The 12,195-nt window shown below is 63.4% G+C and carries 13 protein-coding genes and 1 riboswitch; of the genes, 11 read left to right on the forward strand and 2 right to left on the reverse strand.

The window, feature by feature from the left end; all coding sequences use genetic code 11:
• The first annotated feature begins 6 nt into the window (after positions 1-6).
• The 11 genes from NAV32_RS01015 to NAV32_RS01065 all read left to right on the forward strand — a co-directional run bounded on the left by NAV32_RS01015 (position 7) and on the right by NAV32_RS01065 (position 11,131).
• Positions 7-249 carry an exodeoxyribonuclease VII small subunit gene (locus NAV32_RS01015; protein ID WP_256050931.1) on the forward strand — a complete coding sequence of 81 codons (243 nt, stop codon included), beginning with the start codon at positions 7-9 and terminating at the stop codon, positions 247-249.
• The gene (locus tag NAV32_RS01020; RefSeq protein WP_256050932.1) at positions 246-1,130 is read left to right on the forward strand and encodes a polyprenyl synthetase family protein; all 885 of its coding nucleotides are present in this window, start codon (positions 246-248) and stop codon (positions 1,128-1,130) included. Before NAV32_RS01015 ends, NAV32_RS01020 begins: the two co-directional genes overlap by 4 nt.
• 111 nt (positions 1,131-1,241) lie before the next feature.
• Positions 1,242-3,125, forward strand: a complete 1,884-nt coding sequence (dxs, locus tag NAV32_RS01025; RefSeq protein ID WP_256050933.1) for a 1-deoxy-D-xylulose-5-phosphate synthase — start codon at positions 1,242-1,244, stop codon at positions 3,123-3,125.
• Positions 3,126-3,297: 172 nt separating this feature from the next.
• Complete coding sequence (cobT, locus tag NAV32_RS01030) at positions 3,298-4,350, forward strand: nicotinate-nucleotide--dimethylbenzimidazole phosphoribosyltransferase (RefSeq protein ID WP_256050934.1); 1,053 nt, start codon at positions 3,298-3,300, stop codon at positions 4,348-4,350.
• Positions 4,347-5,123, forward strand: coding sequence for an adenosylcobinamide-GDP ribazoletransferase (locus NAV32_RS01035; protein WP_256050935.1), 777 nt, complete (start codon positions 4,347-4,349; stop codon positions 5,121-5,123). Before cobT ends, NAV32_RS01035 begins: the two co-directional genes overlap by 4 nt.
• Positions 5,108-5,626 carry an alpha-ribazole phosphatase family protein gene (gene cobC, locus NAV32_RS01040; RefSeq protein ID WP_256050936.1) on the forward strand — a complete coding sequence of 173 codons (519 nt, stop codon included), beginning with the start codon at positions 5,108-5,110 and terminating at the stop codon, positions 5,624-5,626. The genes NAV32_RS01035 and cobC overlap by 16 nt, the downstream gene beginning before the upstream one ends.
• 191 nt (positions 5,627-5,817) lie before the next feature.
• Positions 5,818-6,032: riboswitch (cobalamin riboswitch) on the forward strand.
• 104 nt (positions 6,033-6,136) lie between these two features.
• Positions 6,137-8,038: a TonB-dependent receptor domain-containing protein gene (locus NAV32_RS01045; RefSeq protein WP_256050937.1), complete on the forward strand. Its 1,902-nt coding sequence runs from the start codon at positions 6,137-6,139 to the stop codon at positions 8,036-8,038.
• Between the two features lie 83 nt (positions 8,039-8,121).
• On the forward strand, positions 8,122-8,895 hold the full coding sequence (locus NAV32_RS01050) for an ABC transporter substrate-binding protein (protein ID WP_256050938.1): 774 nt from the start codon (positions 8,122-8,124) through the stop codon (positions 8,893-8,895).
• Positions 8,883-9,869 (forward strand): FecCD family ABC transporter permease, encoded by a 987-nt coding sequence (locus NAV32_RS01055; protein ID WP_256050939.1) that lies wholly within the window; start codon positions 8,883-8,885, stop codon positions 9,867-9,869. The genes NAV32_RS01050 and NAV32_RS01055 overlap by 13 nt, the downstream gene beginning before the upstream one ends.
• On the forward strand, positions 9,860-10,588 hold the full coding sequence (locus tag NAV32_RS01060; RefSeq protein ID WP_256050940.1) for an ABC transporter ATP-binding protein: 729 nt from the start codon (positions 9,860-9,862) through the stop codon (positions 10,586-10,588). Before NAV32_RS01055 ends, NAV32_RS01060 begins: the two co-directional genes overlap by 10 nt.
• 3 nt (positions 10,589-10,591) lie before the next feature.
• On the forward strand, positions 10,592-11,131 hold the full coding sequence (locus NAV32_RS01065; RefSeq protein ID WP_256050941.1) for an ATP:cob(I)alamin adenosyltransferase: 540 nt from the start codon (positions 10,592-10,594) through the stop codon (positions 11,129-11,131).
• A 4-nt stretch (positions 11,132-11,135) separates the two neighbouring features.
• On the opposite strand, the gene NAV32_RS01070 is transcribed toward NAV32_RS01065, so the two are convergent.
• Together NAV32_RS01070 and ribA are read right to left on the reverse strand one after the other, a co-directional pair.
• Positions 11,136-11,540, reverse strand: coding sequence for a hypothetical protein (locus NAV32_RS01070; protein ID WP_256050942.1), 405 nt, complete (start codon positions 11,538-11,540; stop codon positions 11,136-11,138).
• Positions 11,537-12,154: a GTP cyclohydrolase II gene (ribA, locus tag NAV32_RS01075; RefSeq protein ID WP_256050943.1), complete on the reverse strand. Its 618-nt coding sequence runs from the start codon at positions 12,152-12,154 to the stop codon at positions 11,537-11,539. Before ribA ends, NAV32_RS01070 begins: the two co-directional genes overlap by 4 nt.
• Positions 12,155-12,195 lie beyond the last annotated feature (41 nt).

Genomic DNA, 12,195 nt, shown 5'->3' on the forward strand with positions numbered 1-12,195 from the left:
TCCGCCATGGCCCGCAAGAAAGTCGCCCTCGATTTCGAACAATCCCTCACCGAGCTGCAACAGCTGGTCGAGCGTCTGGAGAGCGGCGAACTGTCGCTGGAAGATTCGCTGACCTGCTTCGAGCAGGGTATCGGCCTGACCCGCGACTGCCAGGCTGCGCTCAGTCAGGCCGAGCAGAAGGTACAGATCCTGCTGGAGCGTGACGGCAAGCTGCAGGAAACGCCGTTCGAGGCGGACCCCGAAGCATGATCGCCTACCAGCAGCGCTGCCAGGCGCGCGTCGATAACTGCCTGAACGCCCTTTTTGTCCCGCCACGCCCACAGCTCGAACGCCTCTACCAGGCCATGCGCTACAGCGTGATGAATGGCGGCAAGCGGGTACGCCCACTGCTGGTCTATGCCGCCTGCGAAGCGCTGGAAGGCGATGCGGTACAGGCCGATGGCGCTGCCTGCGCAGTCGAACTGATCCACGCCTATTCGCTGGTGCATGACGACCTGCCGGCCATGGATGACGATGACCTGCGCCGTGGCCAGCCGACCACCCACAAGGCCTTCGACGAAGCCTGTGCGATCCTCGCGGGCGACGGCCTGCAGAGCCTGGCCTTCGAGGCGCTGGCCGCAGCAGCGCACAACCCCGCGGATGCCGAACTGCGCCTGGAAATGTTCAGCAGTCTGGCCCGCGCCGCCGGACCGGCGGGAATGGTTGGCGGACAGGCCATCGATCTCGGCTCGGTAGCGTGCAAGCTGGACCGTGAAGCACTGGAACTGATGCACCGGCACAAAACCGGCGCGCTGATCGAAGCCTCCGTTCGTCTGGGTGCGCTCGCCAGTGGCCGTGCCGATGGGGCGAGTCTCGCCGCGTTGCAGCAGTACGCAGAGGCAGTCGGCCTGGCGTTCCAGGTACAGGACGACATCCTCGACGTGGAGAGCGACACCGCCACGCTCGGCAAGCACCAGGGCGCCGATATCGCCCGCGACAAGCCCACTTATCCGGCCTTGCTGGGCATGCCGGCGGCAAAGGCCTATGCGCTGGAATTGCGCGACCTGGCGCTGCACGCGCTGCAACCCTTTGGTGCGCATGCCGAGCCGCTGCGGGAGTTGGCGCGGTTTATCGTCGAACGCCGCAGCTGAGTATTCACAGGCATTCCGGCCCTGGCTGAGCCGTTAGCACCACGGTCATTCTTATCGTCGAGCCCATCGGGTAAACTGCGGCTCTTTTTTCAGCCAAAAACGATCCGCCCGATGCTCAAGACGTTCCATGAGATTCCTCGGCTTCGCCCGCAAACGCCTATCCTTGACCGCGCCGCCACGCCGGCGCAGCTGCGTCGCCTGGGCGAAGCGGAGCTCGAAGAGCTCGCCAACGAGCTGCGTCAGGATCTGCTGTTCAGCGTCGGCCAGACCGGCGGGCACTTCGGAGCCGGTCTTGGGGTGATCGAGCTGACCATCGCGCTGCATTACGTGTTCGACACCCCGGACGATCGCCTGGTCTGGGATGTGGGCCACCAGGCGTACCCGCACAAGATCCTCACCGGACGCCGCGAGCAGATGGCCAGCCTGCGCCAGAAGGATGGCCTGGCCGCCTTCCCGCGCCGCAGCGAAAGCGAATACGACACCTTTGGCGTCGGCCATTCCAGCACCTCGATCAGCGCTGCGCTGGGCATGGCCATCGCCGCCCGCCTGCAGGGCCAGAAGCGCAAGTCCATCGCAGTGATCGGCGACGGTGCTCTGACCGCCGGCATGGCGTTCGAGGCGCTCAACCACGCGCCGGAAGTCGGCGCCGACATGCTGGTGGTGCTCAACGACAACGACATGTCGATCTCGCGCAATGTCGGCGGGATGTCCAACTACCTGGCGAAAATCCTTTCCAGCCGCACCTACACCAGCATGCGCGAAGGCAGCAAGAAAGTGCTGTCGCGCCTGCCCGGCGCCTGGGAAATCGCCCGTCGCACCGAGGAATACGCCAAGGGCATGCTGGTGCCCGGCACCCTGTTCGAAGAGCTGGGCTGGAACTACATCGGCCCCATCGACGGCCACGACCTGCCGACGCTGATCGCCACGCTGCGCAACATGCGCGACCTGTCCGGCCCGCAGTTCCTGCACGTGGTGACCAAGAAGGGCAAGGGTTTCGCCCCGGCAGAAGTCGACCCCATCACCTGGCACGCCATCAACAAGCTGGAACCACTGGGCGCCCCCAAAAAACCCAAGCCGCCGTCCGGCCCGCGCTACTCGAATATCTTCGGCCAATGGCTGTGCGACATGGCAGCGACTGATTCCCGCCTGGCCGGCATCACGCCCGCCATGAAGGAAGGCTCCGACCTGGTGGCCTTCAGCGAACGCTTTCCCGAGCGCTATTTCGACGTCGCCATCGCCGAACAGCACGCCGTGACCCTGGCCGCCGGCATGGCCTGCGAAGGCGCCAAGCCGGTGGTGGCGATCTATTCCACCTTCCTCCAGCGCGCCTACGACCAACTGATTCATGACGTGGCCGTGCAGAACCTCGACGTACTGTTCGCCATCGACCGCGCCGGTCTGGTGGGCGAAGACGGTCCGACCCATGCCGGCAGTTTCGATCTGTCGTACCTGCGCTGCATTCCGGGCATGCTCATCATGACGCCCAGCGACGAGAACGAGATGCGCCGCATGCTCACCACCGGCTACCTGTTTGAAGGCCCGGCGGCAGTCCGCTATCCGCGCGGCACTGGCCCCAATGCGGTTATCGAGCCCGGCCTGGAACCGCTGGAAATCGGCAAGGGCGTCATCCGTCGCCAGGGCGCAAAAGTGGCGCTGCTGGTGTTTGGCGTACAACTGGCCGAGGCGCTGGAAGTGGGCGAAGCCCTGGATGCGACAGTCGTCGACATGCGTTTCGTCAAACCGCTGGACGAAGCCCTGGTACGCCAGCTAGCCGACTCCCACGAGCTGCTGGTGACCATCGAGGAAAACAGCATCATGGGTGGCGCCGGCAGTGCGGTGAGCGAATTTCTCGCCGCCGTGGCCATCGTCAAGCCGCTGCTGCAACTGGGCCTGCCGGATAGCTACGTGGAACACGCCACACCCTCTCAGATGCTCGCCGAATGCGGCCTGGATGCAGCGGGGATCGAAACTGCAATACGCGCACGACTGGCGTAGGGTGGAAAACGCCAAAGGCTTTTCCACCGAACCTGCCAACCTGTAAGGCCGAATTTATTCGGCCTTGGCACATTCGGCCTTTGTAACCAGTGGCCGAATAGATTCGGCCCCACACGCACCTTCTGATTTTTTGCGGCCCGGCCTGCAAGCCGCACCACCGGTACGAGCCCTCATGTCCCTGCCCTTCTTCACCATCCACACCCCTGATCCCGCGCTAGCTCCCGCCCTGCGCCACAAGATCAACCGCAAGACCAAACCCCTCGGCGCGCTCGGCCAGCTCGAAGTGCTGGCCGAGCAGATCGGTCTGGTGCAACAGACGCTCAGCCCGGTACTGAAGCGCCCCAGCCTGATCATCTTCGCTGCCGACCACGGGCTGGCACAGGCTGGCGTCAGTGCCTACCCGCCGGAAGTCACGCCGCAGATGGTCCACAACTTCATTGCCGGCGGCGCGGCCACCAATATTTTCGCTCGTCAGCACGGTTTCGCCCTGCAAGTGGTGGATGCCGGCGTCAACACCGACTTTCCCGCGGACATGCCGCTGCGCCACGAAAAACTTGGCCACGGCACCGCCAACGCCCTCCATGCACCTGCCATGTCCCGAGCGCAGGTTGTGCAGGGACTCGAAGCCGGACGGCGCATCGCCCATGAGGAAGTGAAAAAAGGCAGCAACGTCCTGGCCTTCGGCGAGATGGGCATCGGCAATACTTCGAGTGCCACGCTGCTGGCGCATTTTCTCGCTGACCTGCCCATTGCTGCCAGCACCGGCCGCGGCACCGGCCTGGACGATGCCGGACTGGCCCGCAAGGTCGTCACCCTGGAAGCCGTCGCAACGCGGGTCGGTCCCGGCCCGCATGAGGTGCTCGATATCCTCGCCGAGGTCGGAGGCTTCGAGGTGGTGATGATGGTCGGAGCCATGCTCGGTGCAGCAGAACATGGCGCGCTGATCATCGTTGATGGCTTTATTGCCAGCGCCGCGCTACTGGCGGCCATGCAGATCGCGCCGGCGGTGCGTGACTACGCGGTGTTCGGCCACCGCTCCCAGGAAGGTGGCCACCCCCTGCTGCTGGATTATCTGGGCGCCACGCCGTTGCTGCAGCTGGACCTGCGCCTGGGCGAAGGCAGCGGTGCGGTGCTGGCCTGGCCGCTGCTGCAGGCTGCCTGCGGCTTTCTTAACGAGATGGCGTCTTTCGAGGAAGCGGGCGTCAGCAGTGAGGCCGCACCATGAACGAGCGTACCGCCTGGCACCGCGAGAGCGACCGTTTCCTGCTGTCGCTGCAGTTCTTCACCCGGATTCCGATTCCGGCCCGCGTCCCCTACTCCGAAGACGAGCTCAACCAGGCAGCCATCTATTTCCCCCTGATCGGCACCCTGATCGGCACGCTTTGCGCGCTGGTCTACTGGGCCGCGACCCTGCTCTGGCCCGAGCCGGTGGCAATTCTGCTAAGCATGATCTTCGGCCTGCTGCTGACCGGCTGCTTTCACGAGGACGGTCTGGCCGACTGCATGGACGGCATGGGCGGTGGCTGGGACCGCGAGCGCATTCTTGCCATCATGCAGGACTCGCGCCTGGGGACTTACGGCGCCACGGCGCTGATCGGCGCGCTGGGCGGCAAGTTTCTGCTGCTGAACGCGCTGCCCGTCGCGCTGATCATCCCGGTGATGATCCTGGCGCACACAGTCAGCCGCCTCAACGCTGCCAGCATGATGCTCACCGAGGCCTATGCGCGCCCTGAAGGCAAGGCCAAGCCGCTGGCAGTACGCATGTCGGCAACGGGACTGCTGATCGCAGCTACCCTGGCACTGCTGCCCTTTATCTGGATCGAAGTGCCCACGCTGTTCTGGCTGGCGTTGCTGCCACTGGTCGCGCTGCGTTTCTGGTTCGCTCGCTGGCTGCGCAAGTGGATCGGCGGCTTCACCGGCGATTGTCTGGGCGCGCTGCAGCAGCTGAGCGAACTGGCCTTTCTGCTGGGAGTGCTGGCGCTGTGCCGCTTTGTCTGATTCGCCATACCCGCGTCGGCTGCGCGCCAGGCCTGTGCTATGGCCAGCTGGATGTGCCGCTGGCGGACAGCTTCGCCGAAGAGGCTCAGGCGGTCCGTGAAGCGCTGGCCCGCCAGTTTCCAGCGGGCTTGCCGCCGATCTGGAGCAGCCCGAGCCTGCGTTGCCGCAGCCTGGCCGAAACGCTGGAGGCACCTTTCAAGATCGACGCCCGCCTGCAGGAACTGAATTTCGGTGAATGGGAAGGCCTTACCTGGACGGAACTGGATTCTCCCACGGCCCGGCACTGGGGCGACAACTGGCAGACTGCCGCGCCGCCCGATGGCGAGTCCCTGCCTGAACTGCTGGAGCGCCTGCGCGCCTTTCTGGCTGAACTGGGCGAAACGGATGCCATTCTGCTGACCCACGCCGGGCCGATTCGCGCCCTTCACCATTTGTTGCTGGGCGAGCCATTGGAAGCAGCGTTTCGCCGGCCAGTCGGTCATGGCGAGCTGCTGTGCCTGTGAATGATTGAAGCCTGCGCACCGATCTGTGGGAGCGAATTCATTCGCGAGCTTTTGCCGTCGCCCTGCACAAAAGCTCGCGGACAAGTCCCCTCCCACCAGAAAGTAGCACCGTGCACAAAGCCCACTACCCAGTCGATGCCCAGTCATTCTTAATTCCGGTCATTGCCTCAATGCGCGCCACCCGCTATGGTGCGCGCGTTTTCCATTCAGGTGTGCCGCCGCAAGGCGCGCATTAAACGGGAAGCCGGTGCGTTCGATCCGAACAATCCCGGCGCTGCCCCCGCAACGGTAATCGACCGCGATCCCAGTGATCGCCGTCCGCTCAACAGCCACTGTGCTTCGACACGGGAAGGCGAGCGTGATGAGCGTCGAGAGCCCGGAGACCGGCCTGAGCGGATTCGACTGGTGTTGCGGAGGGCAGCACCGTCAAGCGCTGTGCCTGCAAACCAGACTCCGTGCTTGTTCCTGCCCTCCTCAAAAGTGCTTTGATCTTTTGAGGATTCTTTACCGATGAAACTGTCCCGTTTGGCCCTGGCCATCGCCCTGACGCCTGGCCTGGCGCTCGCCCAGACATCCCGCGAGGATGCGCTGAAGCTTTCCGACACCCTGATTACCGCCAACCGCGATGTTGAACAACGCAGCGACAGCAGCGCGGCCAGCACTGTATTCACCCGTGCGGATATCGAACGGTTGCGTCCGGCCAGCGTGCCGGCGTTGCTGACCCAGGTGCCCGGTGTTCAGGTTGCCAACTATGGTGGCCGTGGCGGGCTGTACAGCCTGTCCATCCGTGGCACCAGCACCGCACAAACCCTGGTCCTGATCGATGGCGTGCGGGCTGGCTCGGCCACCGCCGGCAGCGCCAGCCTGCAATATCTGAGTGTCGATCAGATCGAGCGTATCGAAGTGCTGCGTGGCTCACGTTCGGCCATCCACGGTGCCGACGCCATGGGCGGCGTGATCCAGATATTCACCCGCCGTGGCGAAGGCGAAGGACTGCGCCCTTACGTGCGCATCGCCGGTGGCAGCGACAGCACTTGGGAACGCACCCTGGGTCTGTCCGGTGGCGATGAGCGCACCCGCTTCAACCTGACCGCCGGGCTGCAGGAAACCGCCGGTATCGACCGTACCCGCACCTCCTTCGCCAGCGATGCGGACCATGATGCCTACCGCAACCGTTCCCTGGCCCTGAACTTGAGCCACCGCTTTACCGACGATATTGAAGCGGGCTTCACTGTGCTCGATCAGCGTGGCAAAACCGAGATCGATAACCCCTCCGGGCGCTGGGACGATACCATTGCGCCATGGGGTGCCTCTGTGCCTGCCGCTCCCTACGATGAATACAGCGTCAGCACCAGCACCGTCTGGCTGGACGGTCGTATCAACGATATCTGGCGCAGCCGTATCGAACTCGGCCACAGCGAGGACAAGCAGGAGAACTTCGACAAGCTGTTCCCCGGCAGCACGGTCAACAACACTTATCGCGACTCGGCTAACTGGCTCAACACCCTGAGCCTGGGCAATGGCCACAACCTGCGCCTGGGCCTTGATTATCTGAATGACAAGGTTCGTAGCAGCAATGACTTTGCGGTGAACAACCGCGACAACAAGGCCGCCTTTATCCAGCACAGTTTCCAGGGTGAGCGCTTCGGCACCGAACTGGGCATGCGCCATGATGACAACCAGCAGTTCGGAACTGAGAACACCTTCAACGGTGCGCTGAGCTACTCCCTCAACCCGGACAACCAGTTGATCCTGTCCTATTCCGAAGGCTTCCGTGTACCGACCTTTGCCGACCTCTACTGGCCGCTATACGGTGGTTACCAAGGCAATCCGAACCTCAAACCGGAGAAATCACGCAGCTACGAGCTGCAATGGCGCAGTCAGCTCACCCCGAGCACCCGACTGGAGACCTCGCTGTATCGCACCGACTTCCGGGACCTGATTACCGCGACGTCCGACTGGAGCACGGTGGAAAATACCGACCGAGCACGGGTCAATGGCTTCGAAGCGACCCTGAAGCAGGAACTGTTCGGCTGGAACGGCGACCTGGGTGTCAGCATCATCGACCCACGCAATCGCGAAAACGGCCACACCCTGTCCAACCGCGCCAAACGCACCCTGAACCTGAATCTGGATCGTCAGTTCGGCGATATCGGCGTCGGCGCCAGCTTCACCGCCGTCAGCAGCAGCTACGGGAACGCCGCCAACACCACGGAACTGTCCGGCTACGGCGTTCTGGACCTGCGCGCCAACTGGCAAGCCAGTAACGAACTGGCCTTCGACATAAAGCTGGCCAACATCCTGGACAAGGACTACAGCCGCATTCTGTATGCCTATGACGGTGACAATTATGGGTATCAGGAAACACCCGCAAGCGTGATGATTGGCATGACCTGGACACCCCAGCTGTAACCCGTAGGTTGCCGGCTCGTCCGGCAACCTGAGTTTCTGCCCTGGCGTAACGCCAGGGTTTCTCCGACAAGGCTTCTTCCATCATGTTGCGCCTGGCGATTCCACTGCTGACCCTGACCCTGGCGCTGCCAGGCTGGGTTTATGCAGCCACGCCGCAGCGCATCCTCTCCCTCGACCTGTGCCTAGACTGGCTGGTGGCGCATCACGCAGACCGGCAGGCTGTAGTGGCGCTGTCGCCACTGCACAAACGCTATCCCATCGACTGGATCGACACCGAGTGGCCGTGGCATGACGGCAGTCTGGAGCGGATCTATGCGTTGCAGCCCGATGTGGTGCTGGTTGGCCAATATGCCGCGGTCATGCTGCGCCAGCGTCTGCAGACCCTGGGTGTACAGGTGAACGTGCTACCGCTGCCGCTGACCTTGCAACAGGTGGTGGAGTACGAAAAACAGTTTCTGCGCTATCTGCAGTTGCCGGATACTCACGCCAGCGAGGTCCCCGCGCCGCTGCCCCGCCCGGCCAGAGCGCAGCGGCTGTTGCTGCTCGGCTCAAACGGCATCGGTACCGGCACCGGCACGCTGGAGGATGAAATCCTCGAACACGCTGGCTGGACCAACTACCTCACAGAACCGGGCTACCAACGCCTGGATCTGGAGCAAATCGTCAGCGACCCACCGGATGCCATCTTGTGGGCCGCCCCTGAACATCGTGCCCTGGCCAACCAATTCGCTGAACACCCGGCGCTGGCCAACGCCGTACCCACCGAACGCTGGTTATCGACCGATTACTGGCGCTGGCAATGCCCCGGACCATGGACCTGGGACCTGATAGGACAACTGCATCAATGGCTCGACTGATCACGCCACTGCTCGGCGGGTTATTGCTGATCACCACCCTGCTTTCGCTAAGTCTGGGTTCGACCTCGGTCAACGTCGCCGCAGGGTTGCTCGATTGGCTGCGCGGCGCACAAACCTTCGAAGCCATCGTGGTCGGCGACATTCGTCTGCCACGCACCCTGTTGGCCCTCTGTGTCGGCGCGGCGCTGGGGCTCTCCGGCGCTGCGCTGCAAGGGCTGCTACGCAATCCCCTGGCCGATCCGGCGCTGATCGGCGCCAGCCAGGGCGCGGCGCTCGGTGCGGCGGCGGTGTTCTATTTCGGCCTGCTGTCTTTTGCTGGCGAGATGGCACCTGCATTGGCCGGGCTGCTCGGCGCAAGCATTGCGCTGATCCTGATGCTGGCGCTGGCCGGCTCCTCGCGCCCAGCCATGGTGATCATGGCCGGGCTGGCGATCTCTACCGTCAGCGGCGCGGTACTGGCGATGCTGCTGAATTTCGCGCCCAACCCGTACGCCATGCAGGAGCTGGTGTTCTGGCTGCTGGGTTCAGTTTCCGAGCGCGGTCTGGATCACCTGCGCATCTTGCTGCCAGCCCTGCTGATCGGCAGCGTACTGATTCTGCGGCAACGGCCGCTGTTGTATGGGCTCAGCCTGGGCGAGCGAACCGCGCAAAGCCTGGGCCTGAACGTCCAGCGCGGTAGCCGGCTGATCGTGCTGGGTGCAGCCGTGCTGGTCGGCTCGGCGGTGGCGGTGGCCGGCGCCATAGGCTTCGTCGGGTTGATCGTGCCACACCTGGTTCGTCCACTGGTCAAGCATCGCCCGGATCGCTTACTGATCCCTTCGATGCTGGCTGGCGCCACGCTGGTGCTCTGTGCCGACCTGGTGGTTCGGCTGTTGCCGCCAGGGCGAGAACTCAAGCTGGGGGTGCTGACTTCGCTGATCGGCGCGCCGTTGTTCATCTGGCTGGTCTGGCGGGAGCGACAGAAATGGAGCTGATACGCGCGAACAAACTGAGCGTGGATGACCGCCTGCACGGGATCGATCTGAGCCTGAATGCCGGCGAGGTGCTGGGCATCATTGGCCCCAATGGCTCGGGCAAGTCCACCCTGCTCAACTGCCTGGCCGGTGTGCAAACCTATCACGGCCAGATCGAGATCAACGGCACGTCCAGTCAGCGCCTGAGCGGCAACGAACGCGCACGCCAGGTGGCGCTGTTGCCACAAACCAGCCAGAGCGCCTGGGCCTTGAGCGTGGAGAACATCGTCACCCTGGGTCGCCTGCCCTGGGGCGACGAGGATGCGGACAAGATCCACCATGCCATGCATCAGGCCGGGGTCTGGCAGTGGCGTAAGCGGCATATCGACCAACTCTCCGGTGGAGAGCAGACCCGCGTCTGGCTGGCCCGCGTGCTAGCCGGCGAGCCGCAGGTAATGATTGCCGACGAACCGGTCGCCAGCCTCGACCTCTATTACCAGCGGCATATTCTGGACCTGCTCAAAACCTACGCTGGCGAAGGCCGTGGCGTGCTGGTCTCGATCCACGATCTGGCACTGGCCGCCCGCTATTGTGATCGGTTATGCCTGATGCATCAGGGCCGGCTCCACCGGACGGGCACGCCGGAGCAGGTGCTGACTCCGAACCATCTGGCGGAGGTATTCAACGTGGAGGTTCACGTGGACTTCAGCGTATGGCCACCCATTATCCAGCCGAGGTAAATCATGGCGCTGACACTCAGCAAGAACCGGGACGAAATCTGCTATCCCTTCATCCAGGACACTTCTGTGCTCTGCGATTTCGAAGTGCTGACCGATGAGTTATGTGGGCATATCGGCGAGATCATCGACCTGATGCCTTTCGACGATCTGCGCGTCGACCTGGAACGGCTGCAGCCGCTGGCCTTCCACGTCAACGGCTCGATACGCGGGCGTCTGGCCGTGGAGGAAGCCGATCTGGCCTGGTTGCAAGGGCGGCTGAGCCACTATCAGGCCGAGGTGAGCGAACGCTTGCGGGGGTTCGTCCTCCCGCGTGGCAGCGCGCCGGTAGCGCAGCTTCACCATGCGCGCTCCTGCGCGAAAAAAGCCATTCGGGCGATGGTGCGGGTCGATCAGGAGGGCATCGAAGTGCCGCTGATCCTGCCGCGCCTGTGCAACATGATGGTGAATTTCTTCTTTGTGCTGACACTGGTGATCAACCAGCGCCGCGGCCTTGATGAAGTGCCCTTCGTCAGCAAGAGCTATGGCAGACATTCATCCGAATAAAGGCTTACAGCACCTGACGCGGGATGCGATAGAGGATGAGGGTCATCAGGCTGCCGAACACCAGCAGCAGGCAGGCCACGCCGCCCAACCCGGACAGCGACCCCAGCGCCGCCAGCCAGGCTGGTACGGCAGCCCAATAAAGTCCTATGACCTGCGCCCGCTGCAAGGTGGCCCAGCGCGTGCGCTCCCCCGCCGGATCTCGCTCCTGCAGGGCAAAGAGCGCGCGCTTGAATGACGAAAAGGCCTTGAGACTCGGGAACAGGGCGAACAGGCCGGTGATGAATATCGCGATGGGGGGCAATCCCAGGTTGACGTCCAGAGGCCCGAACAGAATCCATGGCAGCAGGCACAGCGCCAGCCAGAACCACCAGAGCCTGTTAAGTCGCTGCCTTTCCTCGGTACGCTTCATGATTGTTCAGCTTCGCCCTGGTGAATTTCGCCAAGCAGATGACCGAGCTTGCCGGCCTTGGTCGCGAGGTATTTGCGGTTGTGCGGGTTATGTGCGATCTGCAGCGGCATGCGTTCGGCAACTCGGATCCCGAAGCCCTGCAGCGCCTTGACCTTGCGCGGATTGTTGGTCATCAGCCTGATTTCGGAAATGCCCAAATGGTCTAGCATCGGCAGGCAGATCGCGTAGTCACGCATGTCCGGGGCAAACCCCAGGCGCTCGTTGGCTTCGACGGTATCGGCGCCCTGATCTTGCAACTCATAGGCGCGAATCTTGTTCAGCAGACCGATACCACGGCCTTCCTGACGCAGATACAGCAGCGCCCCGCGACCTTCTTCGGCGATGGCGCTCAGTGCCGCTTCCAGCTGGAAGCCGCAATCACAGCGCAGGCTGAACAAGGCATCACCGGTGAGGCATTCCGAGTGCAGGCGACCCAGTACGGGCTTGCCGTCAGCGACGTCGCCCATGGTCAGTACGACATGCTCCTTGCCCGTGTCCTGATCGAGAAAGCCATGCATGGTGAACACGCCGAACGGCGTCGGCAATTGGGAAGCAGCGACGAACACGACAGACACCGGAGAAACTCCAGAAGCGAAAAGGCGACATTGTAACAGCA

The organism is Stutzerimonas stutzeri (assembly GCF_024448695.1).
In the GTDB taxonomy this organism is placed as follows: domain Bacteria; phylum Pseudomonadota; class Gammaproteobacteria; order Pseudomonadales; family Pseudomonadaceae; genus Stutzerimonas; species Stutzerimonas stutzeri_T.